The organism is Cupriavidus sp. GW823-FHT06D04, assembly GCF_058795055.1.
The window spans coordinates 133,894-158,460 of sequence record NZ_JBXAHL010000014.1; the positions used below are offsets into that span (position 1 = coordinate 133,894).

A 24,567-nucleotide genomic window follows, 5' to 3' on the forward strand; every position below is an offset into this window, starting at 1 on the left:
GCCGTTTTTTCGGCGGCGCCACCTTGCGGCGCCACCTGCGGGCAATCCGGCCCCGCTGACTTTACTGCTGTTCCGAGCCTTCGGCCGGAGCGGCCGGCGCGGCGGCTTCGCCAGCGTTGATCGGGCTGATGCTGCCGCCCTCTTCGGCCAGCGCGGCCTTCAGCGACAGGCGCAGGCGGCCCTTCTCGTCAGCCTGGATCAGCTTGACGCGGACATGCTGGCCTTCCTTCAGCCAGTCCTTGATGTCCTTGACACGCTCGTTGACGATTTCCGAGATGTGCAGCAGGCCATCCTTGCCCGGCAGGATGTTGACGATGGCGCCGAAGTCCAGCAGCTTCAGCACGGTACCGGCGTAGATCTTGCCCACTTCGGCTTCCGCGGTGATGCCCTCGATGCGGCGCTTGGCTTCGGCCATGCCGTCGGTCGAGGTCGACGCGATCGTGATCGTGCCGTCTTCCTGGATGTCGATGGTGGTGCCGGTTTCCTTGGTCAGCGCCTGGATGGTCGAGCCGCCCTTGCCGATCACTTCGCGGATCTTGTCCGGATGGATCTTCATGGTGATCATGCGCGGTGCGTGCGCCGACAGCTCGGTGCGTGCGTGGCCCATCGCTTCCTGCATCTTGTGCAGGATGTGCAGGCGGCCTTCACGGGCCTGCGCCAGCGCAACCTGCATGATCTCCTTGGTGATGCCCTGGACCTTGATGTCCATCTGCAGCGCGGTGATGCCGTTGTCGGTACCCGCCACCTTGAAGTCCATGTCGCCCAGGTGATCTTCATCGCCCAGGATGTCGGTCAGCACGGCGAACTTGTTGCCTTCCAGGATCAGGCCCATGGCCACGCCGGCCACGTGCGCCTTGACCGGAACGCCGGCGTCCATCAGAGCCAGGCAGCCGCCGCAGACCGAAGCCATCGACGACGAGCCGTTGGACTCGGTGATTTCCGAAACCAGGCGGATGGTGTAGGCGAATTCATCGTCCTTCGGCAGCACCGGGATCAGTGCGCGCTTGGCCAGGCGGCCGTGGCCGATTTCGCGGCGCTTCGGGCTGCCCACGCGGCCGGTTTCACCGGTGGCGAACGGGGGCATGTTGTAGTGGAGCATGAAGCGGTCGCGGTATTCGCCGGCCAGCGCGTCGATGATCTGCTCGTCGCTCTTGGTGCCGAGCGTGGCCACCACCAGCGCCTGCGTTTCACCACGGGTGAACAGCGCCGAGCCGTGCGCGCGCGGCAGCACCGACGAACGGATCTCGATCGGGCGCACCGTGCGGGTGTCGCGGCCGTCGATACGCGGCTCGCCAGCCAGCACCTGGCCGCGCACGATCTTGGCTTCGAGGTCGAACATGATGTTGCCGACTTCCACCTTGTCGGCTTCCACGCCGGCGGCTGCCAGTGCGGCCGCCACGTTGGCGTTCACTTCCTTCAGCTTCTGGCTGCGGGCCGACTTCTGGCGCAGTTGATAAGCTTCCTGCAGCAGCGGCAGTGCCACTTCGGTGACCTTGCCGATCAACGGCTCGTTCTTGGCGGCCGGGGCCCAGTCCCACTCGGGCTTGCCGCCTTCGCGCACCAGCTCATGGATGGCGTTGATCGCGATCTGCATTTGCTCGTGGCCATAGACCACGGCGCCCAGCATCACTTCTTCCGACAGCTGGTTGGCTTCCGATTCCACCATCAGCACGGCGCGCTCGGTGCCGGCGACCACCAGGTCCAGGTCCGAGGTGGCGAGCTGCGAGCGGGTCGGGTTCAGCAGGTACTGGCCATCCTTGTAGCCCACGCGCGCGGCGCCAACCGGGCCGTTGAACGGGATGCCCGACACGGCCAGCGCGGCCGACGCGCCGATCAGCGCGGGAATGTCAGCGGGCACTTCCGGGTTCAGCGACACCACGTGGATCACCACCTGGACGTCGTTGTAGAAGCCTTCCGGGAACAGCGGGCGCAGCGGACGGTCGATCAGGCGCGAGGTCAGGGTCTCGTTTTCCGACGGACGGCCTTCACGCTTGAAGAAGCCGCCGGGGATCTTGCCGGCCGCGTAGGTCTTCTCGATGTAGTCGACGGTCAGCGGGAAGAAGTCCTGGCCCGGCTTCGGGCTCTTGGCGGCGACCACGGTCGCCAGCACCACGGTGTCTTCCACATCGACCAGCACGGCACCGCCGGCCTGGCGGGCGATTTCGCCGGTTTCCATGCGGACCGTGTGCTGGCCCCACTGGAATTCCTTGACGATCTTGTTGAACATGGACATGTGCATTCCTTGGCTTGCGTGCAGGCCGCGCCATCACGCAATAACACGCGCACGGCCTGCGACGCCTGCGTTCTCAGCCGCAGGCAAACTGCCGGGTTGCCGGTCGCAGTCGCAGGGAAGTGCTATGCCATTCCAGCGCGGCACTGGCGTTGCCGATGCCGCGCTGGAATGACACAAAGCCCTGTTTCCTTGGCCGGTCCGGGGTATTGAAAACAGAAAAAAGAACAACTTACTCCGTTGCGCAGCTTGCTGCAACGGGCGCCCGGGAATCAGAATGTCCGCCGGACGGCGTGAAGCGAAAATCACTCCATCAACTGCCTGCATCCCTGGGCAAAGCGGATTCACCCCGCCAGAAATGCAAAATGCCTGCCCCAGCATTGCTGAAGCAGGCATCGAGGCCTCACGCGAAACCGTGCAAACCCTGGAATCGCGCTGCCATCGGGCGCAACCTTACTTGCGCAGGCCCAGCTTTTCGATCAGGGCGCGGTAACGGTCGGCGTCGTTGGACTTGAGGTAGTCCAGCAGGCGGCGACGGCGGCTCACCATGCGCAGCAGACCGCGGCGGCTGTGGTGATCCTTCATGTTGGCCTTGAAGTGCGGGGTCAGTTCGTTGATGCGGGTGGTCAGCAGGGCCACTTGCACTTCGGGGCTGCCAGTGTCGTTGGCGCCACGTGCGAACTGCTTGATGACTTCGGACTTGTTGATATCGGCAACTGCCATGATGATTTCCTTTCACTTGCGAACGCTACAGCGCGGGATGCGCCGCATGCGTCGTGCCATGTTTTGACTGGCTACCGCCGCCGCCCGACCAACGGCCAGACAACGACAGCCGCGGATTATAGCCGAAAAGCCGCGGCAGGAGTACCACGGGGCCCGTGCGAGCGCGCTGGCGCTCAGGGGCGCTCCATCCGGCATGTGGTCGGCAGCGTGGTCTGCGCGGCCTTGAGCCTGCGCACGGTACGGAAGCCATAACCCGAGCCCTCGTTGTCGAAGCGCACTGCCCCGCCCTGGCGCTCCATCACCGACACGTATAGCGGCTGCAGCACCTGGTGGTCGTCGGCACGCACGGTGGCCTCATGGAACTGGTTGACGTAGCGCATGTTCTCCAGCGCGCGCGCCACCTTGACCGCATCGGTGGAACCGGCCTGCTCGATCGCGCGCGCCAGCATTTCCACCATCATCTGCATGCGCAGGTGCACGTAGTCGTCCTTCGGCTCCGGATAGCGCGCGCGGAACTGCTGGTAGAAGGCGTCCGATGCCGCCCCGCCCACGTTCGGGTGCCACTCGGCCACCGCCAGCACGCGGCCCACGCCGGCATCGCCCATCGCCGCGGGCGCGCCCAGGCCATTGCCGTAGAAGGTGTAGAACTTGGCCTGCAGGCCGCCTTCGCGCGCGGCCTTGACCATCAGCGTCAGGTCGTTGCCCCAGTTGCCGGTGATGACCGCGTCCGCCCCGCTCGCCTTGATCTTGGCGATATAGGGCGCAAAGTCCTTGATCTTGCCGATCGGGTGGAACTCATCGCCCACGATCTGGATATCCGGCCGGCGCGCCGCCAGCATCTCGCGCGCCGAGCGCGACACCTGGTGGCCGAAGCTGTAGTCCTGGTCGATCAGGTAGACGCGGCGCACCGCCTGGTCCTGACGGATCACCTCGGTCAGCGCCTGCATGCGCATGTCGGCGCTGGCGTCGAAGCGGAAATGCCAGAAGCTGCAATTCTCGTTGGTCAGGCTGGGATCGACCGCCGAGTAGTTCAGGAACAGCACGCGCGCGTCGGGCTGGCGCGCGTTGTGGCGGTTGATGGCCGACACCAGCGCGCCGGCCACGGCCGAACTGTTGCCCTGCAGGACAAAGGGAATGCGCTTGTCGGTCAGGGCCCGCAACTGGATCAGGCTCTCGTCGACATTGCCCTTGCTGTCGAAGGTGACCAGCTCCATGGGCCGTGCGCCCTCTGCGGTCTTTACGCCGCCGCGCGCGTTGATGCGCTCGATCGCCAGGCGCAGGTTGCGCGTCACGGCTTCGCCCGCGTTGGCAAACGGGCCGGACAGCCCGTCGATCATGCCCAGCCGGATCGGCTCTTGTGCCGACGCGCCCGCCGCTGCCACCAGCAACAACCCGCCCAGCCATCCACGCCACCGTGCTGCAACCTTCATGTTCTCTCCCGGAAAGCGCTGGATAGTACGGCAGCGACCGGTTGCGGGCAAATGCCACCGGGGCACGATCATAGGCCGCCAGTTCCGCGAGGAAACCGCCAGGTTGCTGGAAGATCCGTCAATAAGCAGCGCCCGGCGCACACAAGGCCGGAGGCCGCACTACACTTGCGGTATCCACTATCCACGCATCGACCGAGGTCTGCCATGAATCCTGTCATCGCCAACGGCGCGCGCCGGCTAATGCTGGCGCTGGGCGTCGCCATGCTGTCTGCCTGCACCACGCTGATGCCGGTACAGGAAGGCACCAAGCTGGTGGGCCAGCCGCAGGCCGCGGTACAGGCCGCGTTCGGGCCGCCCACCGATGTGTTCCAGTTGCGCGACGGCACCTCGCGCTGGATCTACACCAAGCAGCCGCTGGGCCAGTATGCCTATGGCGCGGACTTCGACCGCAACGGCAACCTGACCCGCTTCAGCAATGTGCTGTCTACGCCGGAACTGTACAAGGCGCAGGTCGGCACCTGGACCAGGCAGGATGTGGCCGAGCATTTTGGCAGGACGCGCCTGCCGGTCGAGTACTACCCGCTGATGCGGCGCGAGGTCTGGTCCTACCGCTTCCGCCATGAAGACGTGTGGCCATCGTTGTACAACTTCTATTTCGACGACACCGGCATCCTGCGCCAGACCCAGATCACGCCCGACCCGATGTACGATCCCGACGATCGCCGCCACTGAGCCATAAAAAAAAGCCCGCCATCCCCGGGTCGGGAATGGCGGGCTTGGTCCGTACGCTCAGGCCGGGTAAGCCTTCCGCCGTCTACGCAGAGGCCTGGGTCAGATCTGCGGATTGATCTTTTGCACAGCCTTGTCGTGCAGCTTGTTCAGCGCGGCCAAGTAGGCCTTGGCCGAGGCGGCGACGATATCCGGGTCGGTGCCCACGCCGTTGACGATGCGGCCGGCCTTGGACAGGCGCACGGTGACTTCGCCCTGGGCCTCGGTGCCGCCGGTGATGGCGTTCACCGAATAGAGCACCATCTCGGCGCCGCTGGACACGCGCGATTCAATCGCATGCAGGGTGGCGTCGACTGGGCCGTTGCCCTCGCCCTCGCCGCTCTGCTCCTGGCCGTCCATGCTGAACACCACGCGCGCGTGCGGGCGCTCGCCGGTCTCGGAGCGCTGCGACAGCGAGATAAAGCGGAAGTGCTCGTTGGCATCGTGCTGGGCTTCGTTCGAGACGATGGCGACGATGTCCTCGTCGAAGATCTCGGCCTTCTGGTCGGCCAGTTCCTTGAAGCGGGTGAAGGCGGCATTGACTTCGGTCTCGCTCTCGAGCTCGATGCCCAGTTCCTGCAGGCGCTGCTTGAAGGCATTGCGGCCCGACAGCTTGCCCAGCACGATCTTGTTGGCGCTCCAGCCCACGTCTTCCGCACGCATGATCTCGTAGGTGTCGCGCGCCTTGAGCACGCCATCCTGGTGGATGCCCGAGGCATGCGCGAAGGCGTTGGCGCCCACCACGGCCTTGTTCGGCTGCACCACGAAACCGGTGATCTGCGACACCAACTTCGAGGCCGGCACGATCTGGGTGGTATCCACGCCGACATCCAGGTCGAAATAGTCGCGGCGGGTCTTCACCGCCATCACCACTTCTTCCAGGCTGGTGTTGCCGGCGCGCTCGCCCAGGCCATTGATGGTGCATTCGATCTGGCGCGCGCCGGCCATCTTGACCGCGGCGAGCGAGTTGGCCACGGCCATGCCCAGGTCGTTGTGGCAGTGCACCGACCAGATCGCCTTGTCCGAGTTGGGAATGCGCTCGCGCACCGAGCGGATCAGTGCGGCGTAGCCTTCCGGCACCGCATAGCCCACGGTATCCGGCAGGTTGATGGTGGTCGCGCCCTCGGCAATCACGCCTTCCAGCACGCGGCACAGGAAGTCCATGTCCGAGCGGCTGCCGTCTTCCGGCGAGAACTCGATATCGTCGGTGAACTGGCGCGCAAAGCGCACCGCCAGGCGGGCCTGCTGATACACCTCGTCCGGCGTCATGCGCAGTTTCTTCTCCATGTGCAGCGCGGACGTGGCGATGAAGGTGTGGATGCGGAACGAATTGGCAGGCTTGAGCGCCTCGGCGGCGCGGGCAATGTCCTTGTCATTGGCACGAGCCAGCGAGCAGATGGTCGAGTCCTTGACTACCTGCGCGATCGAGCGGATCGCCTCGAAGTCGCCGTTGGAGCTCGCCGCGAAACCGGCCTCGATCACATCGACCTTCAGGCGTTCCAGCTGGCGTGCGATGCGGATCTTTTCCTCGCGGGTCATCGAGGCGCCGGGCGACTGCTCGCCGTCACGCAAGGTGGTGTCGAAAATGATGAGTTTGTCAGACATTTTGTGGAGCTCCTGATTGCTTATCGTGTGCTGTCCCCGGCATGCTGCGTCCGGGGCCTACCGCCTGTTCCGCGCTCCACGGCTGTGGAATGCAAAACGCCCCGGCGTGCATGGAGCAGGCCGGGGCGTTGGAAAAATTCCTTGCGGATTTCGCGCTAAGGGGTGAGTCCGTCCTTAGCGCGCGCGCGTCCCGACCTGATGGCCTAGTAGGCCACCTAGGGTGGTGCGGGCGAATAGGACTTGGCGCGAAATCATGGCACCGACTATAGCCGAGTTGGCGCGCCCATGCAATACAGGGTTTAGCCCATTTTGCCCGGACGCGCCAGCAGCGGATCAGCCCTTGGGCGGAATGCGCAGTTTCTGGCCCGGGTAGATCTTGTCCGGGTGGCTCAGCATCGGCTTGTTGGCCTCGAAGATCTTGTTGTATTCGGCGCCGTTGCCGTAAGCAGCCTGGGAGATCGCCCACAGCGTGTCGCCCTTGACCACGGTATGCCAGCTCGATTCCGCGGACTCGACGTTGACGGACATCTTGTCCTCGACCTTGTCCACGCCCTCGACGTTGCCGGCGCACAGGATGATCTTCTCGCGCGTGGCCTGGTCCGGCGCCACGCCAAACACGGTGACCAGCCCCTGCGAGCCGTCCACCTGCACCATCAGCCCGGTGGCATCAAGGCCCATCTTCCTGATGTAGCCCTCGATCGCATCGCCCGCGGCGCGATTGGCGGCATCGACCTTCTCCGCCGACGCATCGGCGGCGGCGGCCTCTTGCGCGGCCTTGGCCTCGCCAGTGCCGAACAGCTTTTCTCCCGCTTCCTTGATGAAGTCGAACATGCCCATGACATCCTCCTGACGGTGAGTGGAAAACACTGCAGAGTGCCACGGCTTGATGGCCGCGGCATGAAAACAATTGTGAATCCGGAAAAGCATGAAGGGCGCCTGAGCGCCCTTCTGCCTGAAACGTCTACGAAGCCTTGCCGCCGTTCTCGCGCTGCTTCTTCTCGATGGCCGGCTTGCCGTGCATCGCCCGCCAGGCCCATAGCACATAGCCCGAGATCGCATAGGCCACGAACAGCCCGAACAGCGCCACCGGCGGATCGGTGGACACCACCACGAACAGCACCAGGACCAGCACCATCATGCCGAACGGCACGCGGTAGCGCACGTCCAGCGCCTTGCCGCTGTAGAACGGCGCGTTGGACACCATCGACAGGCCGGCGTACAGCGTAATGCCGAACGCCACCCACGGCATCCACAGCTCCTTGACCGGCAGCTTGTTGTCGATCACCAGCCAGACGAAGCCTGCGACCAGCGCGGCGGCGGCCGGGCTGGGCAGGCCCTGGAAGAAGCGTTTGTCGACAACGCCAATATTGGCATTGAAGCGCGCCAGGCGCAGCGCTGCGCAGGTGCAGTAGACAAAGGCTGCTATCCAGCCCCACTTGCCCAGGTCATGCAGGATCCACTCATACATCACCAGCGCCGGCGCAACGCCAAACGAGGTCATGTCCGACAGCGAGTCATACTGCTCGCCAAACGCACTCTGCGTATTGGTAATACGCGCCACGCGCCCGTCCATGCCGTCCAGCACCATCGCCGCGAAGATGGCGATGGCCGCCGCGTCGAAGCGCATGTTCATGGCCTGGACGATGGCGAAGAAACCCGCAAACAGCGCCGCGGTGGTGAATGCGTTGGGCAGCAGGTAGATGCCGCGCCGGCGCGGACGCTGGTAGACGATATCGTGGTCGTCGGTGGCTTCGTCGTCGAAGTCGTCGTCGGCCCCGCGCAGCTGGTTATGGCGGAACGGCCGCAGGTGGGTCACGTTGCCGTTGCTGCTGCGCTTGTTACGTCGATGGAAGGCAACCATCACAGTCCTCCGGTCAGGCTGTCGCTCACTTCACGTCGAGTTCGGCGAGGATGGTCGACGAGGCCGATACCTTCTCGCCGATGGTCACGCGCGGGCGCGCATCGAGCGGCAGGTAGACGTCCACGCGCGAGCCGAAGCGGATAAAGCCGTAGCGCTGGCCGCGCGAGAGGTTGTCGCCCACCTTGGTGTAGCACAGGATGCGGCGGGCCACCAGGCCGGCCACCTGCACCAGCGTCACCAGCTGGCCGTCCGCAGCACGCCGGATCAGCACGGCGTTGCGCTCGTTCTCGACCGAGGCCTTGTCCAGGTCGGCGTTGACAAACTTGCCGGGGAAATATTCGACCTTCTCGACCGCGCCATCGACCGAGACACGGTTCGAGTGCACGTTGAAGACGTTCATGAAGACGCTGATCTTCAGCGCCTCGCGGCCGGCGTACGGATCCTGGGTCTTCTCGACCACGACGATGCGGCCGTCTGCGGGGGCCAGCACCGCGTTGGGCTGCGACGGGATCGGGCGCGGCGGATCGCGGAAGAACTGGAGCACGAATACCGTGATGATCCACAACGGCAACGCCCACCAGAAGCCCGCGCTGGCGTGCACCAGCAGCGAGATGACAAAGGCGCCGGCCAGGAATGGCCAGCCTTCACGGGCGATCAGCGGATGAGGATAGTTCATGCAGTACAGGTGTCGGTGGATACAAGACCATGGCAAGGCAGCGCGGCGGCGGCGATAGCCACCATCGGGCGGCGCCCCGTGGTCGCGGAGCAGGATAATGCACGCCTTGCCCAAAGTCTGACAAGCATAACAAAAAGCCGTTCAGGTCCCGCGCCTCCCCTCTGATGATAGAAGGGCGTGGCACGGAACGCTGAACGGCCTCGGCCCGCCGCCGTGCGGCGCGGGCCATCAGACAGCGATGCAGCTTAGTTCTTCGACTGGTCGACCATCTTGTTCTTGGCGATCCACGGCATCATTGCGCGCAGCTTGGCACCCACTTCCTCGATCTGGTGCTCGGCCGTGAGGCGGCGGCGCGAGATCAGCGTCGGGGCGCCGGCCTTGTTTTCCAGCAGGAAGCTCTTGGCGTATTCGCCAGTCTGGATGTCGGTCAGGCACTGCTTCATCGCCTTCTTGGTCTCTTCGGTCACCACGCGCGGGCCGGTGACGTACTCACCATATTCCGCGTTATTGGAGATCGAGTAGTTCATGTTGGCGATGCCGCCTTCGTAGATCAGGTCGACGATCAGCTTCAGTTCGTGCAGGCACTCGAAGTAGGCCATTTCCGGCGCGTAGCCGGCTTCCACCAGGGTTTCGAAGCCAGCCTTGATCAGCTCGACGGTACCGCCGCACAGCACGGCCTGCTCGCCGAACAGGTCGGTTTCGGTTTCTTCGCGGAAGTTGGTCTCGATGATGCCGGCACGGCCGCCGCCGTTGGCAGTGGCGTACGACAGCGCGATGTCACGGGCAGCGCCGGACTTGTTCTGGTGCACGGCGATCAGGTGCGGCACGCCGCCGCCTTGTGCGTACGTGGCGCGCACGGTGTGGCCCGGGGCCTTCGGCGCGATCATGATCACGTCCAGGTCGGCGCGCGGGATCACGGCACCGTAGTGCACGTTGAAGCCGTGGGCAAAGGCCAGCGCTGCGCCTTCCTTGATGTTGGCGTGCACTTCGTTGTTGTACACGTCGGCGATCTGCTCGTCCGGCAGCAGGATCATGACCACGTCCGCACCCTTGACGGCCTCGGCCACTTCCTTCACTTGCAGGCCGGCGTTGACGGCCTTGTTCCACGACGCGCCGCTCTTGCGCAGGCCGACCGTCACATTGACGCCCGAATCCTTCAGGTTCAGCGCGTGGGCATGGCCCTGCGAGCCATAGCCGATGATGGTGACGTTCTTGCCCTTGATCAGGGAGAGGTCGGCGTCCTTGTCGTAAAACACTTTCATGATGATTCCTTCAATCTCTGTCTTTTGTATGAGGGGGGCGGCATCCTCGGACGCATCGTGTGCGCCCGGATCGCGCCGCCCCGGGGATACTGCGTGAAGCCGTGCGGGTGAACCGGGGCCCGGTCAGACCTTCAGGATGCGCTCGCCGCGGCCGATGCCCGAGCCGCCGGTACGGACGGTCTCCAGGATGGCGGTGCGGTCGATGGCGTCCAGGAACGCATCGAGCTTGACGCCATTGCCGGTCAGCTCGATGGTGTAGGTCTTCTCGGTAACATCGATGATGCGGCCGCGGAAGATGTCGGCGGTGCGCTTCATTTCCTCGCGCTCCTTGCCCACCGCGCGCACCTTGACGAGCATCAGCTCGCGTTCGATGTGCGCGCCTTCGGTCAGGTCGACCACCTTGACCACTTCCACCAGGCGGTTCAGGTGCTTGGTGATCTGTTCGATCACGTCATCCGAGCCGGAGGTGACAATGGTCATGCGCGACAGCGAGGCATCCTCGGTGGGTGCCACGGTCAGCGTCTCGATGTTATAGCCGCGGGCCGAGAACAGGCCCACCACGCGCGACAGCGCGCCCGGTTCGTTTTCCAGCAGGACCGAAATGATGTGTCGCATTACAGGTCCTCCGCGCCGAGCAGCATTTCCGAAATGCCCTTGCCCGCCTGGACCATCGGCCAGACGTTTTCGGTGGGATCGGTCTGGAAGTCCAGGAACACGGTACGGTCCTTCAGGCGGAACGCTTCGCGCAGCGCCGGCTCGACGTCGGCCGTCTTCTCGACGCGCATGCCGATGTGCCCGTAGGCCTCGGCCAGCTTGACGAAATCGGGCAGCGCGTCCATGTAGGAGTGCGAGTAGCGGTTGTCGTACTCGATCTCCTGCCACTGGCGCACCATGCCCAGGTAGCCATTGTTCAGCGAGCAGATCTTCACCGGGGTGTCGTACTGCAGGCAGGTCGACAGTTCCTGGATGCACATCTGGATCGAGCCTTCACCGGTGATGGTGACGACTTCCTTCTCCGGGAACGCCTTCTTGATGCCCATTGCGTACGGCAGGCCCACGCCCATCGTGCCCAGGCCGCCGGAGTTGATCCAGCGGCGCGGCTCGTCGAACTTGTAGAACTGCGCGGCCCACATCTGGTGCTGGCCGACATCGGAGCAGATGAAGGCATCGCCGTGAGTCAGTTCCCAGATCTTTTCCACCACGTACTGCGGCTTGATGATCTCGGAGCTGCGGTCGTACTTCAGGCAGTCCACCGAGCGCCATTGCTCGATCTGCTCCCACCATTTGGCAAGCGCCTCGCGCTTGGGCTTGACGTCGCTGGCCTTGATCTGGGCGATCAGTTCCTGCAGCACGTCCTTGACGTTGCCGACGATGGGGATGTCGACCTTGACGCGCTTCGAGATCGACGACGGGTCGATATCGATATGGATGATCTTGCGCGCCTGCGAGGTGAAGTGCGCCGGGTTGCCGATCACGCGGTCGTCGAAACGGGCACCGATGGCGATCAGCACGTCGCAGTTCTGCATGGCCATATTGGCTTCATACGTGCCGTGCATGCCAAGCATGCCGACGAACTGCTTGCTGGTGCCGGGGAACGCGCCCAGGCCCATCAGCGTGTTGGTCACCGGGTGGCCGGTCAGCGCCGCCAGCTGGCGCAGCTCATCGCTGGCATTGGCCAGCACCACGCCGCCGCCGCTGTAGATGTACGGACGCTCGGCGCCCTGCAGCAGCGCCACGGCCTTGCGGATCTGGCCCGAGTGACCCTTGTTCACCGGGTTGTACGAGCGCATGTCGATCGACTTGGGGTACTCGTACTTGCAGGCATTGCGCGAGACATCCTTGGGGATGTCCACCACCACCGGGCCCGGACGGCCGGTCGAGGCAATGAAGAACGCCTTCTTGATGGTCGCGGCGAGGTCGCGCACGTCCTTCACCAGGAAGTTGTGCTTGACGATCGGGCGGGTAATGCCGACGGTGTCGCACTCCTGGAAGGCGTCCTGGCCAATGGCGTGGGTCGGCACGTTGCCGGTGATCACCACCATCGGGATCGAGTCAAGGTACGCGGTGGCAATGCCGGTGACGGCATTGGTCACGCCGGGACCGGAGGTCACCAGCGCCACGCCCACCTTGCCGGTTGCCCGTGCATAGCCGTCTGCGGCATGGACCGCGGCCTGCTCGTGGCGCACCAGGATGTGCTCGAACTTGGTTTGCTTGTGGAGCTCGTCGTAGATATACAGCACTGCGCCGCCGGGGTAGCCCCAGACGTACTCGACGCCTTCTTCGGCAAGTGCGTGAACGAGAATCTCCGCCCCGATCATTTCGGGTGCGGCAGATGAATTGCTGTCTGCGTGGGAGAATTCCGCGCTGGGCATGTTCATTTCAGTCCTTTGCAATTTTCGGCAAAAAATTGTTTGGATGCTCTCTGCCGGGCTTGTGGCACGGGTTCAAGCGTTGCGCGTCTGCATGGAAGACCGCCTCATAAGCGGCCGGATGAGACAACCACTGATGTCGTGTGAACCGGCGATGATACTGCAATGCACCAGCGCGGTCTACGGTTGTTTTTGGCCTGCGCGTAAGGGATTTTCCGGAGTTGCGGCGGGTCTTTTGCGCGCCTCAATGTATTTGCTGCAATACAAGGTGGTACAGGGGGTCGTTTTTTTGCTAGCATCGCAGCACATTGAATGCGCCACGGGCCGTACGCAGCACATTCACCAGAACCGGGCATTTGTCCCGCAGCAACGAGCCGCAACCGCCTGAATGGCCACCGACCAGGAACTGTCCGATTTTCTTACCAGCGTCGAGCGCCGCGCCTTCAAGCAGGCCGTATTTGCGGTCCGCGACGACGAGGCCGCGCTGGATATTGTCCAGGACGCCATGATCAAGCTGGCCGAGAAGTACGGCGACAAAGGCGCCGCCGAGCTGGCGCCGCTGTTCCAGCGCATCCTGCAGAACACTATCCACGACTGGTTCCGCCGCCAGAAGGTGCGCAACACCTGGGTCTCGCTGTTTTCCAGCCTGCGCACCGACCGCGACGGCGACGACAATGACCTGCTGGAGACGCTGGAGGCACAGGCCGGCTCTGAATCGGCCGAAAGCAGCGCCGACAAGGTCGAGCGCGCCCAGGTCATGCATATCATCGAGCAGGAAATCCAGCGCCTGCCGACGCGTCAACGCGAGGCGTTCCTGATGCGTTACTGGGAAGATATGGACGTCGCCGAAACCGCCGCCGTAATGGGCTGCTCCGAAGGCAGCGTCAAGACGCACTGTTCCCGTGCCACGCATACCCTTGCGCAGGCCCTGCGCGCACGGGGGGTCCGACTATGAGCAGAAACGACAAAGAAATCCACGAACGCCGGTTTGCCCATGAGATTCGGGCGGCACTTGATGCCGGCACCGACGACCTGCCGACCGACATCACCGAACGGCTCGCCGCTGCGCGCCGGATGGCGGTCGCCCGCAAGAAGGCCGAGGCACCCGTGCTGGTCCCGCAGCTGGCCATGCCTGGCATGCACGCCCCGCTGTTCGATGAAGACAGCTCGCCGCTGCACCGTGCCGGCGCCTGGCTGCGCCGCCTTAGCCTGATCTGGACGCTGGTGGCGCTGGCCGCCGGCCTGATGGGCATCTATCACTGGCAGGAGCAGAAGCGCATCGAGGAACTGGCCGATATCGACGCCGCCATGCTGCTCGACGACCTGCCGCCCACGGCCTACGCCGACGAGGGCTTCCACGTATTCCTGAAGCGCGGGCAATAGCATGGCGCGCGCAATGTTCCACCCCGACGCCTTGCGCCGCCGGCTGGCCGCGCTGCTGGCCGGCGCCGGCGCAGCCGCCTGCTGGGGCCTGCTGCCGCCCGCGGCGCATGCGCAGGGGGCTTCCGCGGTGACAGCGCCTGCCGCCGCGCAGGCAACCAATGCCCGGCCAGCCTGGGCCGACCTGAGCCCGGTCAACCAGCGCATCCTGGCCCCGCTGCAGCCGCTGTGGGACAGCCTGCCGGAGCTGAACCGCCACAAATGGCTGCGCATCGCCGAGCGCTACCCGAAGTTCTCCCCGGCCGAGCAGGCCCGGCTGCAGGCGCGCATGTCGGAATGGGTCAAGATGACCCCGCAACAACGCCGGCTGGCGCGCGAGAACTACCAGATCACCCGCTCGCTGCCGGCCGAGAAAAAGGCCGAGGCCTGGGACAAGTACCAGCAGCTGCCTGAAGAGCAGAAAAAGAAGCTGGCCGCCACCGATCACGTGCCGCGCCGGCCTGGCGCTGTCAGTGCGCTGCCCAGCGGCAAGCGCCTGCCCAGCGACACCAGCCGCCAGCTCCACCGCGAGCCGAAAACGGCCAGCGCCGCAGCGGGCCACAGTGGCCACACTGCCGGCAAGCCCGCCAGCGAAGCCCAGGCGCAACCTGCCTCCGCGCCCGCTGCCGTGACCGCCGCCCCGGCCCCGGCCGCCTCGGCGCCTGCGGCGCTCGGCGTGCCCGCCTCCGCAGCCGAGGTCGCCACCGAAGCGGCAGCCGCGGCTTCTGACCCCACCATGCGCCAGTAATCCCCAAGTCATTTGGCATAATGGCCGTCTCACGCCGGCCAGCGAAGCAAGGCCGGCCCCGACTGACCAGCGCCAGCACCACCATGCCCCCGTGCGCCAGCCCAGCTTTCTTCGCCTTCCATGCCCGCTGCCACCCTCGATCCCAAGCACGCCGCAGCCGCCCGCCCCGCCGCCCCGCCCTTGCGCCGCCGCATCGCCTGCATGCTCTATGAAGGCGTGCTGCTGTTCGGCGTGCTGAGCGCCTCGACCGCGGCCTACCTGCTGGTGCGGCCGCTGCTGCAGAAGCTTGGCGTGGACGGGCCGCTCGTGATCCAGGTGTGGAGCTTCCTGGTGATGGGCCTGTATTTCACCTGGTTCTGGCAACGCAACGGCCAGACCCTGGCCATGCAGACCTGGCGCATGCGCGTCGAAAACGCTGCCGGCGTGCCGCCGCGCTGGCCACAGGCGGCGCTGCGCTACGTGCTGGCATGGCTGTGGCTGCCGCCATCGGCGGCGGTCGGCCATCTGCTGGGGCTGGTCAAGGGGCCGTTCGTAGGGGTGCTGTGCGCCGGCCTGCTGGTCTGGGTCCTGCTGGCGTGGCTGGATCCGCGCCGCCAGTTCCTGCACGACCGCCTGGCCGGCACGCGGCTGACCGACCTGCGCCCGCCCAAGCCATGAGCCTGTCGGCTGCCGGCATCCGCCGCCTTGCGGTGACCTTGCAGGCAGCCGCCGCGCTGGGCATCGCCGCCGGGCTGGTGCGGCTGGGCGGCTGGCCATGGCCCGGCGCGGTCGCCGCCGGCGTGGCGGCCATCCTCGGCAGCTTCGCCTGCGGCATTGCCTTCGCTTTCGCCCTGAGCGGGCGCGGCCTGTGGGTCGGGCGCGGCAATCACCCGCCCGCACCACCGGTTGAACTCGCCGCCACGCGCCGGCCGCTGCGCCTGCCTGAGGCGTTGCGCTGCTTTGCGGCCGAGTGCGTGGCCGTGCTGCGCATGTTCGACTGGCTGCAGCCATTCCGCGCGCACGCACCCTTTGCCGCACCGCTTGACGCCCTGCCTGGCCGCGACGCCCCGCCGGTGCTGCTGGTGCATGGCTACGCCTGCGGGCAGGCCATCTGGCTCGACATGCAGCCGGCGCTGGCCGCCGCCGGCTACCGCTGCGAAGGGATCGAGCTCAAGCCGGTGTTCGGCGATATCGACGACTACGCACGCGCGCTGCTGGCCGCCATGCGGCGCATCACAGCCGAAGCCGGGCGCCCGCCGCTGCTGGTCTGCCACAGCATGGGCGGCCTGGCCGCGCGCGCCGCGCTGCAGCTGGCGGGCGACGAAGACGTCTGCGCCGGCGTGGTGACGCTGGGCAGCCCCCACCACGGCAGCGCGCTGGCGCGCTTTGGCGGCGGCCCCAATGCGCGCCAGATGCGTTGCGGCAGCGCCTGGCTGCGCGCGCTCGCCGCCGCGGAAACCCCGCGCCGCCGCGCGCGCATGATCTCGATCTTCAGCTGGCATGACTCGATCGCCGGGCCGCCCTGCACCGGCTGGCTCGACGGCGCCGGGCATATCCCGCTGGCCGGCATTGGCCACGTCACGCTGCTGCGCCATCCCGCGGCCGTGCGTGCTGTACTCGACGCCCTCGCAGAGCTGTCCGCCCGCGGGCACTGACACTAGCCCGGGCTGTTCCACTTCCGCCACGATTCATATGTCAGTCATGTTTCCGTCACGGCACCGTCATCGCAGGCTGGCTGAATGCAGCCATCGCCGCAACCGGGACTGCCATGGTGCAAGCAATCCGATCTGCCCGCGGGTATCTGTCGAAGACCGCGCAACTGACGCAATGGCTGCGCCGCAGCCCTGAGAGCGACAGCGCCGCGCCGCTGACCGCCTTCATGGCGCCGGCCCTCGATGCCGCCGCGCTGGCGCCCCAGCGCGAACAGCAGCAGACCTACCCGCCCGAGCCGCACCCGATCCAGCGCTACCGCGCCATCTGGCTGTCGGACATCCACCTGGGCACGCCCGGATGCCAGGCCAACTACCTGCTGGACTTCCTCAAGCACAACGAGTCCGAGCAGCTCTACCTGGTCGGCGACATCATCGACGGCTGGCAGCTGCGCCGCGGCTGGTACTGGCCGCAAAGCCACAACGACGTGGTGCAGAAGCTGCTGCGCAAGGCGCGCAAGGGCACTGAAGTGATCTACGTGCCCGGCAACCACGACGAGGCCGCGCGCCAGTTCGACGGCATGGCCTTCGGCGACATCACCGTGCGCGAAGAAGCGGTGCACGTCACCGCCACCGGGCGCCGGCTGTGGGTGGTGCACGGCGACCTGTTCGACGGCGTGGTGCAGCACGCGCGCTGGCTGGCCTACCTGGGCGATTCGCTGTACACGGTGATCCTGGCGTTGAACCGCCACTTCAACCGGCTGCGCGCGCGCCTGGGCTTCCCGTACTGGTCGCTGTCGCAGTTCCTCAAGCACCAGGTCAAGAACGCGGTCAACTACATCGGCGCCTTCGAGAGCGCGATGGTCGATGAAGCGCGCCGCCGCGGCTGCGACGGCGTGGTCTGCGGCCATATCCACAAGGCCGAGATCCGCGAGGTCAACGGCCAGCTCTACTGCAACGACGGCGACTGGGTCGAAAGCCTGTCGGCGCTCGTCGAGACCATCGAAGGCGAGCTGAAGATCGTCTACTGGACCACGCTGCTGGACGCGCCGGCCCCGGCCACGCGCCGCCGTCGCCGCGCCGCTGTGGCGGGCTGATTCCGGCCTGCCACCCTTTGCCCCATCCGCATTGCCCTTCCACCGCGCCCGAGGAGGCTGCATGAAGATCCTGATCGTCACCGATGCTTGGGAACCGCAGGTCAACGGCGTGGTGCGCACGCTCAAGTCCACCCGTCGCGAACTGGAGGCCATGGGCCACACGGTCGACATGATCACGCCGCTGGAATTCCGCACCGTGCCGTGCCCGACCTACCCCGAGATCCGCCTGTCGCTGTTGCCGGCGGCGCGCGTGCAGCGCCGCATCGAAGCCTTCGCTCCGGACGCCCTGCATATCGCCACCGAAGGGCCGCTGGGCCTGGCCGCGCGGCGCCACGCGATCCGCCGCCGGCTGCCCTTCACCACGGCCTACCACACGCGCTTTCCGGAATACGTGCAGGCACGCTTCGGCATCCCGCTGGCATGGACGTACCGCTTCCTGCGCTGGTTCCACGGCCCGGCCCGGGCGGTGATGGCGCCCACCCCGGTGGTGCTGGACGACCTGCGGCACTATGGCATCACCAACGCCGTGCTGTGGACGCGCGGCGTGGACCTAGACGTGTTCACGCTGCAGCGTCCCAATGTGCTCAACACCGCCCACCCGATCTTCCTCTACGTGGGCCGCGTGGCGGTGGAAAAGAACGTCGAGGCCTTCCTGGCGCTGGACCTGCCCGGCTCCAAGTGGGTGGTCGGCGACGGCCCGGCGCTGTCGGGGCTGCGCGCGCGCTATCCGGGCGCCAACTACCTGGGCGTGCTGAGCCAGCCCGAACTGGCCCGGGTGTATGCTTCGGCTGATGTGTTCGTGTTCCCGAGCCGCACCGACACCTTCGGGCTGGTGCTGCTGGAAGCGCTGGCCAGCGGGCTGCCCGTGGCCGCCTATCCGGTCACCGGCCCGATCGATGTGCTGGGCGACAGCCCCGCCGGCGTGATGCACGAAGACCTGCGCGAAGCCTGCCTGGAAGCGCTGCGCATCGACCGCGCCACGGCCCGTGCCCACGCCGAGCGGTTCTCCTGGCGCGCCGCCTCCGAGCAGTTCCTGGCCCATCTTCGGCCGTTCGCTCCCGGCAATCCAGGCCGGGACAGCGCAGCGGCCCAATCCGCCCCGCAAAACCATGTCCAAACCCCATCCGGAACTGCCGTCCGACCCGCCTCTGCAGAGGCCGCCGCAGGCAGTCCAGAGCGCTGAGTATTCGATCGAGCAGAATCCCCACAAGGGCAATCGCGGCCTGACGCGCGCCTGGCATGCGGCCATCAATTCGCTGTCGGGCCTGCGCTATGCGGTGCTCGAGGAAAGCGCATTCCGCCAGGAGCTGACGCTGGTGGCAATCCTGGCGCCGTGGGCGTTCCTGCTGCCGGTGGGGGTGGTCGAGCGCATCCTGCTGCTGGCCACGCTGCTGGTGGTGCTGATCGTGGAACTGCTCAACTCCAGCGTCGAGGCGGCGATCGACCGCATTTCGCTGGAGCGGCACAGCCTGTCCAAGCGCGCCAAGGATTTCGGCAGCGCCGCGGTGATGCTGGCGCTGGTGCTGTGCGGCGGCACCTGGGCCGCCATCGCCGGGCCGCACGTGGTGCACTGGGTGCGGACGCTGGCGGGCTGATCCGTCACTCGCCGGGGATGCCGGACGGGGTGGCCGGGCCGATTGCTTATAATCGCTACCCTGCCCCCCCGACTTACCGATCGCACCGATCGCCCGGACGCCCATGGAACCGAAACCGCAAACCGGCCCCCGCCGCACCAGGGACCGCATCCTCGACGTCTCGCTGCGCCTGTTCAACGAAGTCGGCGAACCCAACGTCACCACCACGACGATTGCGGAAGCCATGGAGATCAGCCCCGGCAATCTCTACTACCACTTCCGCAACAAGGACGACATCATCAACTCCATCTTCGTGCGCTTCGAGCAGGAGATGGAGCGGCGCCTGAAGATGCCGGACGACCACAAGGCCACGCTGGACGAAAGCTGGGGCTACCTGCAGTACATGTCCGAGTTCCTGTGGAACTACCGCTTCCTGTACCGCGACATCAACGACCTGCTGGCGCGCAACCGGATGCTGGAGACCAACTTCAAGCGCATCGTCGAGCAGAAGAAGCGCTTTGCGCACGAGATCTGCCGGCAGTTCATCGAAGACGGCGAGATGGAAGCCACGCCCGATCAGGTCGAGGCCATCTGCACCAACATGGTGGTGATCGCCACCTACTGGCTGTCGTTCCAGTTCGTGCAGCATCCGCGCCAGTACAACGACCCCGAGCAGATCCGCGGTTACCTGCACGGATCGAGCTACCACATCTTCTCGATCCTGGCGCCCTACCTGCGCGGCCGGGCCCGGGATGCATTCGACCAGCTGGCGCGCGACTACGCGGCAGCCAAGGCCGCAGCCGACGCGGCAAAGGAAGCAAAGTGAAATCTGTCTGCGTGTATTGCGGGTCCAGCCCCGGCAACCGTCCTGAATACGCCGAAGGCGCGCGCCTGCTCGGCCGCACCCTGGCCGAAAGCGGCCTGGCGCTGGTGTACGGCGGCGGCAAGGTGGGCCTGATGGGCATCGTCGCCGACGCCGTGATGGAACACGGCGGCAGCGCCATCGGCATCATCCCCGACGCGCTGATGCAGAAGGAAGTCGGCCACCGCGGCCTGACCGAGCTGCACGTGGTGAGCAACATGCACGAGCGCAAGCAGATGATGGCCGACCGTGCCGATGCCTTTATCGCCATGCCGGGCGGCGTGGGCACCTTCGAAGAGCTGTTCGAGACTTTCACCTGGCTGCAGCTGGGCTACCACGACAAGCCGGTGGGCCTGCTGAATGTCGCCGGGTTCTACGACGGCCTGCTGGGTTTCCTTGCGCACGCGGTGCAGGAAGGCTTCATGAAGCAGGTGCATGCCGACCTGCTGCATGTGGCAGACACGCCCGCCGGCCTGCTCGGCCAGTTGGCGGCCGCGCCGCGCGTGCGCGTCGACAAGTGGCAAGAGGCGCGCGACAAGACCTGAGCGCGCCCCTGCTGCCGGCCTGGTTCAGAACGACGAGCCCGGCTGCCGCAGGAACGCCAGTTCCTGCTCAGTGCTCTGCCTGCCCAGCACCGCATTGCGGTGCGGGAAGCGGCCAAAGCGCGCGATGATCGCGCGGTGCTTCCCGGCCCACTCCACCACATCCACCACCCCGCCGCTGGCCTCGCGCAGCTGCGTCATCAGGCGCACCGCCTCATCCTGGTCCTCCAGCGCCTCGGAATGCTCGAACGGCATGTAGCAGAACATGCGGTGGTAGTCCGTCGGCAGCTTGCGGTCCATGCCGGTGGCGACGATGCGCCTGGCCAGTGCCAGCGCCAGCGCATCGCTGCCAAAGCTGCACGGATCGTTGCGGAACATGTTGCGCGGGAACTGGTCCAGCAGCACCACGCGCGCGCAGGCGCCTTCGGGCGTGACCGACCAGTCGTCCGGGGCCCCGTCGCAGGCGACCTGCCAGTCGGACAGGAAGTTCGTGCGGATCTGCGCATCGAAGGTGTCCGACTTGGTGAACCATTGCGGGCGCTCGGTATTCCAGGCGGCGGAACCGGGCTGTCCGAACCAGAAATCGAGCAAGCGCAGGGCGTCTTCAGGCAGTTGGTCTGTCATGGGCTGGAAAACCTTTCGGTGGAAGGAAAGGAGCAGCGGCGCCTCAGCGCGCCACGTTGCGCATCCAGTCGGCGGTCTGGAAGAAGGCCTGCATCAGGCGCAGCTGCAGGTCTTCGGACAGGCCGATATCCTGCATCGCCAGCGCCATGCAGCGCATCCACTGGTCGCGCTCGCTCACGCCGATCTCGAACGGCATATGGCGCGCGCGCAGGCGCGGATGGCCGAAGCGCTCGATAAAGTGGTTGGGGCCGCCCAGCCAGCCGCACAGGAACCAGAACAGCTTGTCGCGCGAGCCCTCCAGCGAGGGCGGGTGCAGCGCGCGCAGCCCGGCGAACTGGGTCTCCAGGTCCATCAGGTCGTAGAAGCGGTCGACCAGCTCGCGCACGCGCGCTTCGCCGCCCACCAGTTCAAATGCAGTCACCTCGGCCGTGCCGGGCTTGTCGTTGGATTCAGTACTCATCACACACTCAAACAGCGTAGCCACTCAGGCATCACGCAAAGTCGCCAGCGCGGGCTGGCGCAGCACTTCGCGCAGGCCCAGCCAGCCGCCGGCAAAAGCGCACAGCATGCCAGAAACCACGCCCACCGGCACGATCCAGGCATTGAAGCGGTACGGGAAATCGAAGACGAACTGCGACAGGCCCCAGCCCACCGCGATCGCGCCCAGGCTGGCCAGGAATCCGGCCAGGCCGCCCACCACCAGGAACTCGGCGTACTGGGTCTGGCGCACCAGCGCGGCCGAGGCGCCCAGCGCCTTGAGCAGGCCCGCGTCGCGCATGCGCTCGTCACGCGCGCCGGACAGCGCCGCGTACAGCACGGTCACGCCGGCGGCCAGCGTGAACACAAAGAGGAACTCCACCGCCGCGATCACCTGGTCCAGGATGTCCTGGATCTGGCGCAGGATCAGGTCGGTATTGACCACGGTGATGTTGGGGAAGGCCGCGATCAGCCGGTTGCCCAGCGCCGCGCTGGCGGGCGGCAGGTGGAACGACGTGATGTAGGTCTCCGGCAGCCCCTGCATCGCCTGCGGCGGCAGGATCACGAAGAAATTGACGCGCATCGAGCCCCAGTCCAGCTTGCGCAGCGAGGTCACGCGGGCCTGCACCGCCTGGCCGGCCACGTCAAAGCGCAGCGTGTCGCCAAGCCGGATGCCTAGCGTCTTGGCGATGCCCTCTTCCACCGAAGCGCCGGCGTCCGGGCCGTTGGACCAGCGCCCGGCAATCACGCGGTTGCCCTCGGGCAGCGCATCGGTATAGGACAGGTTGAATTCGCGCTCGACCAGGTTGCGCGCGCGCCCGTCCTCGAAGCTGTCGCCGCGGATGGCGCGCTCGCCGATATGGGTCAGGCGCCCGCGCACCATCGGGTAGAGCAGGTCGTTGATGCCGGCGCCGGCCAGCATCTGGCGCAGCGGCTCGCGCTGGTCCGGCTGGATATTGATGATGAAGCGGTTGGGCGCATCAGCCGGCGTGGCTTTGCGCCAGGAATCGACCAGGTCGTTGCGGGTCATGCCGAGCAGCAGCAGCGCCATCAGCCCCACCGCCAGCGCCACGGTCTGCAGCACCGTGACCGCCCGGCGACGTTCCAGCACCGCCAGCGCAAAGCGCCAGCCCATCGCCGCGCGCCCGCGCAGGCGCCCCCGCAGCAGGCGCGACAGCAGCGTCAGCAGCCCCAGCGCCAGCACCGCGAAGGCCACGCCCGCGGCGACAAAGCCGCCCGCCGTGGTCAGCCCCAGCCGCAGGTCGCGCGCCGCCACCAGCAGCAGCGCGACAAAGGCGCCCAGGCCCAGCGCATAGGCCACCCAGGCCGACACCGGCGGCAGCCCGATATCGCGGCGCAGCACCCGCAGCGGCGCCACCCGTGTCAGCGCCAGCAGCGGCGGCAGCGCAAACCCGGCCAGCAGCACCAGCCCGGCCAGCACGCCCACCAGTGCCGGCAGTAACGACGGCTGCGGCAGCGACACCCGCAGCAGCCCGCCCAGCGACAGCAGCAGGCCATAGTGCGCCAGGTACCCGAGCAGCACCCCGACGAGCGCGCCCGCCGCCCCCACCACCAGGAACTCCAGGCCGAAGGTGCGCAGGATCTGCCCGCGCGACAGCCCCAGGCACTTGTAGACCGCGCAGGCATCGGTGTGGCGCTGCATATAGCGGCGCGCCGACATGGCAATGGCCACCGCCGCGATCATCGACGACAGCACCGCCACCAGCGACAGGAAGCGCTCGGCGCGGTCCAGCGTGGCGCGCATCTGCGGCTGGCCCGATTCCAGCGACTCGACCCGGGTATTGCGCAGCTTGCGGCGACCGATCTCGTCCTGCGCCCATTTCTGGAAGGCAGCGCCGGCGGCGTCGGGGCCGGCCACCAGCAGCCGGTAGGTCACGCGGCTGCCCCAGCCGATCAGCCCGGTGCTGTCCAGGTCTGACAGCGGCATCAGCACGCGCGGCGCGAAGTTCATAAAACCGGTGCCGCGATCAAGCTCCTGCGTGATGATGCGGTCGATGCGGAAGCTGCGGCTGCCCAGTTGCAGGGTGTCGCCCACGGCAACCCCCAGTGCGCCCAGCAGCGCCTCGTCGACCCAAACGGTGCCCGGCGCGGGAATGCCTTCGGCGGGCGCATCCGGTGCCCCCGCCGCACTGGCCACCTTGAGCTTGCCCCGCAGCGGGTAGCCGTCGGTCACCGCCTTGAGCGCGGCCAGCTGGCTGGGGGCGTCACCGCCGGACGGCGCCTTGCCATTGGCGGTAGCCATGCTCGGGAAGGTGACGGTCTGCGCCACGGCCAGCCCGGCCGCTTGCGCACGCTGCGCAAAGGCGGCATCGAAGGGCTGGTCAGCCACCAGCAGCACGTCGGACGCGATCATCTGGCGCGCGTCGCGCTCCAGGCCCAGCCGCATGCGGTCGGCCATGAAGCCCACGCTGGTCAGCGCGGCCACGGCCAGCACCAGCGCAAAAAGCAGCAAGTAGAGCTCGCCGGCAATCCAGTCGCGCCGCGCCATGCGCAGCGCCTGGCGCCAGGCGGAGAAGCGGCCGCCGTGCGCGGGGCGCGTGCCCGCGGGGTTGGCGGCCGTGGCCGGGGCTTCGATGGCGGACTCGGGAGGCATCGGTTGGTTTGGTTCCTGGTTTCTGGCGGCGGCGCGCCTCGGGTCAGTCGAAAGCAAA

At 66.6% G+C, this 24,567-nt stretch carries 24 protein-coding genes; 11 read left to right on the forward strand and 13 right to left on the reverse strand.

The genetic code is table 11. From position 1 onward, the window contains the following. Positions 1 to 61: 61 nt before the first annotated feature. The 3 genes from pnp to AC1Q7H_RS19060 all read right to left on the reverse strand — a co-directional run bounded on the left by pnp (position 62) and on the right by AC1Q7H_RS19060 (position 4,383). Complete coding sequence (pnp, locus tag AC1Q7H_RS19050) at positions 62 to 2,233, reverse strand: polyribonucleotide nucleotidyltransferase (protein WP_013956009.1); 2,172 nt, start codon at positions 2,231 to 2,233, stop codon at positions 62 to 64. A gap of 450 nt (positions 2,234 to 2,683) precedes the next feature. Next, on the reverse strand, positions 2,684 to 2,953 hold the full coding sequence (gene rpsO, locus AC1Q7H_RS19055) for a 30S ribosomal protein S15 (protein ID WP_010809136.1): 270 nt from the start codon (positions 2,951 to 2,953) through the stop codon (positions 2,684 to 2,686). A gap of 173 nt (positions 2,954 to 3,126) precedes the next feature. Continuing rightward, positions 3,127 to 4,383, reverse strand: a complete 1,257-nt coding sequence (locus tag AC1Q7H_RS19060; RefSeq protein WP_013956008.1) for a branched-chain amino acid ABC transporter substrate-binding protein — start codon at positions 4,381 to 4,383, stop codon at positions 3,127 to 3,129. A 204-nt stretch (positions 4,384 to 4,587) separates the two neighbouring features. On the opposite strand from AC1Q7H_RS19060, the gene AC1Q7H_RS19065 reads away from it, so the two are divergent. Beyond that, complete coding sequence (locus AC1Q7H_RS19065) at positions 4,588 to 5,115, forward strand: hypothetical protein (protein WP_013956007.1); 528 nt, start codon at positions 4,588 to 4,590, stop codon at positions 5,113 to 5,115. Between the two features lie 99 nt (positions 5,116 to 5,214). Here the strand turns inward: AC1Q7H_RS19065 and AC1Q7H_RS19070 are convergent, their stop codons facing one another. From AC1Q7H_RS19070 to AC1Q7H_RS19100, 7 genes are all read right to left on the reverse strand, one after another. After that, the gene (locus AC1Q7H_RS19070; protein ID WP_013956006.1) at positions 5,215 to 6,756 is read right to left on the reverse strand and encodes a 2-isopropylmalate synthase; all 1,542 of its coding nucleotides are present in this window, start codon (positions 6,754 to 6,756) and stop codon (positions 5,215 to 5,217) included. A gap of 333 nt (positions 6,757 to 7,089) precedes the next feature. Further along, positions 7,090 to 7,593: a peptidoglycan-binding protein LysM gene (lysM, locus tag AC1Q7H_RS19075; RefSeq protein ID WP_010809140.1), complete on the reverse strand. Its 504-nt coding sequence runs from the start codon at positions 7,591 to 7,593 to the stop codon at positions 7,090 to 7,092. 124 nt (positions 7,594 to 7,717) lie between these two features. After that, positions 7,718 to 8,617 (reverse strand): CDP-diacylglycerol--serine O-phosphatidyltransferase, encoded by a 900-nt coding sequence (gene pssA, locus AC1Q7H_RS19080; RefSeq protein WP_013956005.1) that lies wholly within the window; start codon positions 8,615 to 8,617, stop codon positions 7,718 to 7,720. A gap of 25 nt (positions 8,618 to 8,642) precedes the next feature. Next, positions 8,643 to 9,293, reverse strand: coding sequence for a phosphatidylserine decarboxylase (locus AC1Q7H_RS19085; protein ID WP_153955093.1), 651 nt, complete (start codon positions 9,291 to 9,293; stop codon positions 8,643 to 8,645). A 245-nt stretch (positions 9,294 to 9,538) separates the two neighbouring features. Further along, positions 9,539 to 10,555, reverse strand: coding sequence for a ketol-acid reductoisomerase (gene ilvC, locus AC1Q7H_RS19090; RefSeq protein ID WP_013956003.1), 1,017 nt, complete (start codon positions 10,553 to 10,555; stop codon positions 9,539 to 9,541). A 123-nt stretch (positions 10,556 to 10,678) separates the two neighbouring features. Then, positions 10,679 to 11,170, reverse strand: a complete 492-nt coding sequence (gene ilvN / locus AC1Q7H_RS19095; RefSeq protein ID WP_010809144.1) for an acetolactate synthase small subunit — start codon at positions 11,168 to 11,170, stop codon at positions 10,679 to 10,681. Next, complete coding sequence (locus tag AC1Q7H_RS19100) at positions 11,170 to 12,933, reverse strand: acetolactate synthase 3 catalytic subunit (protein WP_013956002.1); 1,764 nt, start codon at positions 12,931 to 12,933, stop codon at positions 11,170 to 11,172. The genes ilvN and AC1Q7H_RS19100 overlap by 1 nt, the downstream gene beginning before the upstream one ends. A gap of 379 nt (positions 12,934 to 13,312) precedes the next feature. On the opposite strand from AC1Q7H_RS19100, the gene AC1Q7H_RS19105 reads away from it, so the two are divergent. The 10 genes from AC1Q7H_RS19105 to AC1Q7H_RS19150 all read left to right on the forward strand — a co-directional run bounded on the left by AC1Q7H_RS19105 (position 13,313) and on the right by AC1Q7H_RS19150 (position 20,797). After that, positions 13,313 to 13,879 carry an RNA polymerase sigma factor gene (locus AC1Q7H_RS19105; RefSeq protein ID WP_013956001.1) on the forward strand — a complete coding sequence of 189 codons (567 nt, stop codon included), beginning with the start codon at positions 13,313 to 13,315 and terminating at the stop codon, positions 13,877 to 13,879. Continuing rightward, a complete protein-coding gene (locus AC1Q7H_RS19110) occupies positions 13,876 to 14,307 on the forward strand; it encodes a DUF3619 family protein (protein WP_013956000.1) in 432 nt (143 codons plus the stop codon). The genes AC1Q7H_RS19105 and AC1Q7H_RS19110 overlap by 4 nt, the downstream gene beginning before the upstream one ends. A 1-nt stretch (position 14,308) precedes the next feature. Then, positions 14,309 to 15,091 carry a DUF3106 domain-containing protein gene (locus AC1Q7H_RS19115; RefSeq protein ID WP_013955999.1) on the forward strand — a complete coding sequence of 261 codons (783 nt, stop codon included), beginning with the start codon at positions 14,309 to 14,311 and terminating at the stop codon, positions 15,089 to 15,091. A gap of 120 nt (positions 15,092 to 15,211) precedes the next feature. Further along, positions 15,212 to 15,748, forward strand: coding sequence for an RDD family protein (locus AC1Q7H_RS19120; RefSeq protein ID WP_153955091.1), 537 nt, complete (start codon positions 15,212 to 15,214; stop codon positions 15,746 to 15,748). Further along, positions 15,745 to 16,725, forward strand: a complete 981-nt coding sequence (locus AC1Q7H_RS19125; protein WP_013955997.1) for an esterase/lipase family protein — start codon at positions 15,745 to 15,747, stop codon at positions 16,723 to 16,725. The genes AC1Q7H_RS19120 and AC1Q7H_RS19125 overlap by 4 nt, the downstream gene beginning before the upstream one ends. Positions 16,726 to 16,838: 113 nt before the next feature. Then, on the forward strand, positions 16,839 to 17,816 hold the full coding sequence (locus AC1Q7H_RS19130; RefSeq protein WP_153955090.1) for a UDP-2,3-diacylglucosamine diphosphatase: 978 nt from the start codon (positions 16,839 to 16,841) through the stop codon (positions 17,814 to 17,816). Between the two features lie 61 nt (positions 17,817 to 17,877). Continuing rightward, positions 17,878 to 18,999 carry a glycosyltransferase family 4 protein gene (locus tag AC1Q7H_RS19135; protein WP_153955089.1) on the forward strand — a complete coding sequence of 374 codons (1,122 nt, stop codon included), beginning with the start codon at positions 17,878 to 17,880 and terminating at the stop codon, positions 18,997 to 18,999. Then, positions 18,926 to 19,411, forward strand: a complete 486-nt coding sequence (locus tag AC1Q7H_RS19140; protein ID WP_153955088.1) for a diacylglycerol kinase — start codon at positions 18,926 to 18,928, stop codon at positions 19,409 to 19,411. Before AC1Q7H_RS19135 ends, AC1Q7H_RS19140 begins: the two co-directional genes overlap by 74 nt. Positions 19,412 to 19,514: 103 nt before the next feature. Beyond that, the gene (locus tag AC1Q7H_RS19145) at positions 19,515 to 20,216 is read left to right on the forward strand and encodes a TetR/AcrR family transcriptional regulator (protein WP_013955993.1); all 702 of its coding nucleotides are present in this window, start codon (positions 19,515 to 19,517) and stop codon (positions 20,214 to 20,216) included. Further along, the gene (locus AC1Q7H_RS19150; protein WP_492381547.1) at positions 20,213 to 20,797 is read left to right on the forward strand and encodes an LOG family protein; all 585 of its coding nucleotides are present in this window, start codon (positions 20,213 to 20,215) and stop codon (positions 20,795 to 20,797) included. Before AC1Q7H_RS19145 ends, AC1Q7H_RS19150 begins: the two co-directional genes overlap by 4 nt. 24 nt (positions 20,798 to 20,821) lie before the next feature. Here AC1Q7H_RS19150 and AC1Q7H_RS19155 read toward each other — a convergent pair whose 3' ends face one another. Genes AC1Q7H_RS19155 through AC1Q7H_RS19165 form a run of 3 tightly spaced genes read right to left on the reverse strand, consistent with a single transcriptional unit; the run spans position 20,822 to position 24,509 of the window. Further along, complete coding sequence (locus AC1Q7H_RS19155) at positions 20,822 to 21,418, reverse strand: DUF924 family protein (RefSeq protein WP_013955991.1); 597 nt, start codon at positions 21,416 to 21,418, stop codon at positions 20,822 to 20,824. Positions 21,419 to 21,461: 43 nt separating this feature from the next. Next, positions 21,462 to 21,878: a group II truncated hemoglobin gene (locus AC1Q7H_RS19160; protein WP_010809157.1), complete on the reverse strand. Its 417-nt coding sequence runs from the start codon at positions 21,876 to 21,878 to the stop codon at positions 21,462 to 21,464. 24 nt (positions 21,879 to 21,902) lie between these two features. Then, entirely contained in the window at positions 21,903 to 24,509 is a 2,607-nt protein-coding gene (locus AC1Q7H_RS19165; RefSeq protein ID WP_153955087.1) for an ABC transporter permease, read from the reverse strand. Positions 24,510 to 24,567: the final 58 nt, after the last annotated feature.

What these genes read in the sequence shown, in the direction of transcription:
- pnp (WP_013956009.1), bottom strand. Translation starts at nt 2,233, where the DNA reads ATGTCCATGTTCAACAAGATCGTCAAGGAATTCCAGTGGGGCCAGCAC.
- rpsO (WP_010809136.1), bottom strand. Translation starts at nt 2,953, where the DNA reads ATGGCAGTTGCCGATATCAACAAGTCCGAAGTCATCAAGCAGTTCGCA.
- AC1Q7H_RS19060 (WP_013956008.1), bottom strand. Translation starts at nt 4,383, where the DNA reads ATGAAGGTTGCAGCACGGTGGCGTGGATGGCTGGGCGGGTTGTTGCTG.
- AC1Q7H_RS19065 (WP_013956007.1), top strand. Translation starts at nt 4,588, where the DNA reads ATGAATCCTGTCATCGCCAACGGCGCGCGCCGGCTAATGCTGGCGCTG.
- AC1Q7H_RS19070 (WP_013956006.1), bottom strand. Translation starts at nt 6,756, where the DNA reads ATGTCTGACAAACTCATCATTTTCGACACCACCTTGCGTGACGGCGAG.
- lysM (WP_010809140.1), bottom strand. Translation starts at nt 7,593, where the DNA reads ATGGGCATGTTCGACTTCATCAAGGAAGCGGGAGAAAAGCTGTTCGGC.
- pssA (WP_013956005.1), bottom strand. Translation starts at nt 8,617, where the DNA reads ATGGTTGCCTTCCATCGACGTAACAAGCGCAGCAGCAACGGCAACGTG.
- AC1Q7H_RS19085 (WP_153955093.1), bottom strand. Translation starts at nt 9,293, where the DNA reads ATGAACTATCCTCATCCGCTGATCGCCCGTGAAGGCTGGCCATTCCTG.
- ilvC (WP_013956003.1), bottom strand. Translation starts at nt 10,555, where the DNA reads ATGAAAGTGTTTTACGACAAGGACGCCGACCTCTCCCTGATCAAGGGC.
- ilvN (WP_010809144.1), bottom strand. Translation starts at nt 11,170, where the DNA reads ATGCGACACATCATTTCGGTCCTGCTGGAAAACGAACCGGGCGCGCTG.
- AC1Q7H_RS19100 (WP_013956002.1), bottom strand. Translation starts at nt 12,933, where the DNA reads ATGAACATGCCCAGCGCGGAATTCTCCCACGCAGACAGCAATTCATCT.
- AC1Q7H_RS19105 (WP_013956001.1), top strand. Translation starts at nt 13,313, where the DNA reads ATGGCCACCGACCAGGAACTGTCCGATTTTCTTACCAGCGTCGAGCGC.
- AC1Q7H_RS19110 (WP_013956000.1), top strand. Translation starts at nt 13,876, where the DNA reads ATGAGCAGAAACGACAAAGAAATCCACGAACGCCGGTTTGCCCATGAG.
- AC1Q7H_RS19115 (WP_013955999.1), top strand. Translation starts at nt 14,309, where the DNA reads ATGGCGCGCGCAATGTTCCACCCCGACGCCTTGCGCCGCCGGCTGGCC.
- AC1Q7H_RS19120 (WP_153955091.1), top strand. Translation starts at nt 15,212, where the DNA reads ATGCCCGCTGCCACCCTCGATCCCAAGCACGCCGCAGCCGCCCGCCCC.
- AC1Q7H_RS19125 (WP_013955997.1), top strand. Translation starts at nt 15,745, where the DNA reads ATGAGCCTGTCGGCTGCCGGCATCCGCCGCCTTGCGGTGACCTTGCAG.
- AC1Q7H_RS19130 (WP_153955090.1), top strand. Translation starts at nt 16,839, where the DNA reads ATGGTGCAAGCAATCCGATCTGCCCGCGGGTATCTGTCGAAGACCGCG.
- AC1Q7H_RS19135 (WP_153955089.1), top strand. Translation starts at nt 17,878, where the DNA reads ATGAAGATCCTGATCGTCACCGATGCTTGGGAACCGCAGGTCAACGGC.
- AC1Q7H_RS19140 (WP_153955088.1), top strand. Translation starts at nt 18,926, where the DNA reads ATGTCCAAACCCCATCCGGAACTGCCGTCCGACCCGCCTCTGCAGAGG.
- AC1Q7H_RS19145 (WP_013955993.1), top strand. Translation starts at nt 19,515, where the DNA reads ATGGAACCGAAACCGCAAACCGGCCCCCGCCGCACCAGGGACCGCATC.
- AC1Q7H_RS19155 (WP_013955991.1), bottom strand. Translation starts at nt 21,418, where the DNA reads ATGACAGACCAACTGCCTGAAGACGCCCTGCGCTTGCTCGATTTCTGG.
- AC1Q7H_RS19160 (WP_010809157.1), bottom strand. Translation starts at nt 21,878, where the DNA reads ATGAGTACTGAATCCAACGACAAGCCCGGCACGGCCGAGGTGACTGCA.
- AC1Q7H_RS19165 (WP_153955087.1), bottom strand. Translation starts at nt 24,509, where the DNA reads ATGCCTCCCGAGTCCGCCATCGAAGCCCCGGCCACGGCCGCCAACCCC.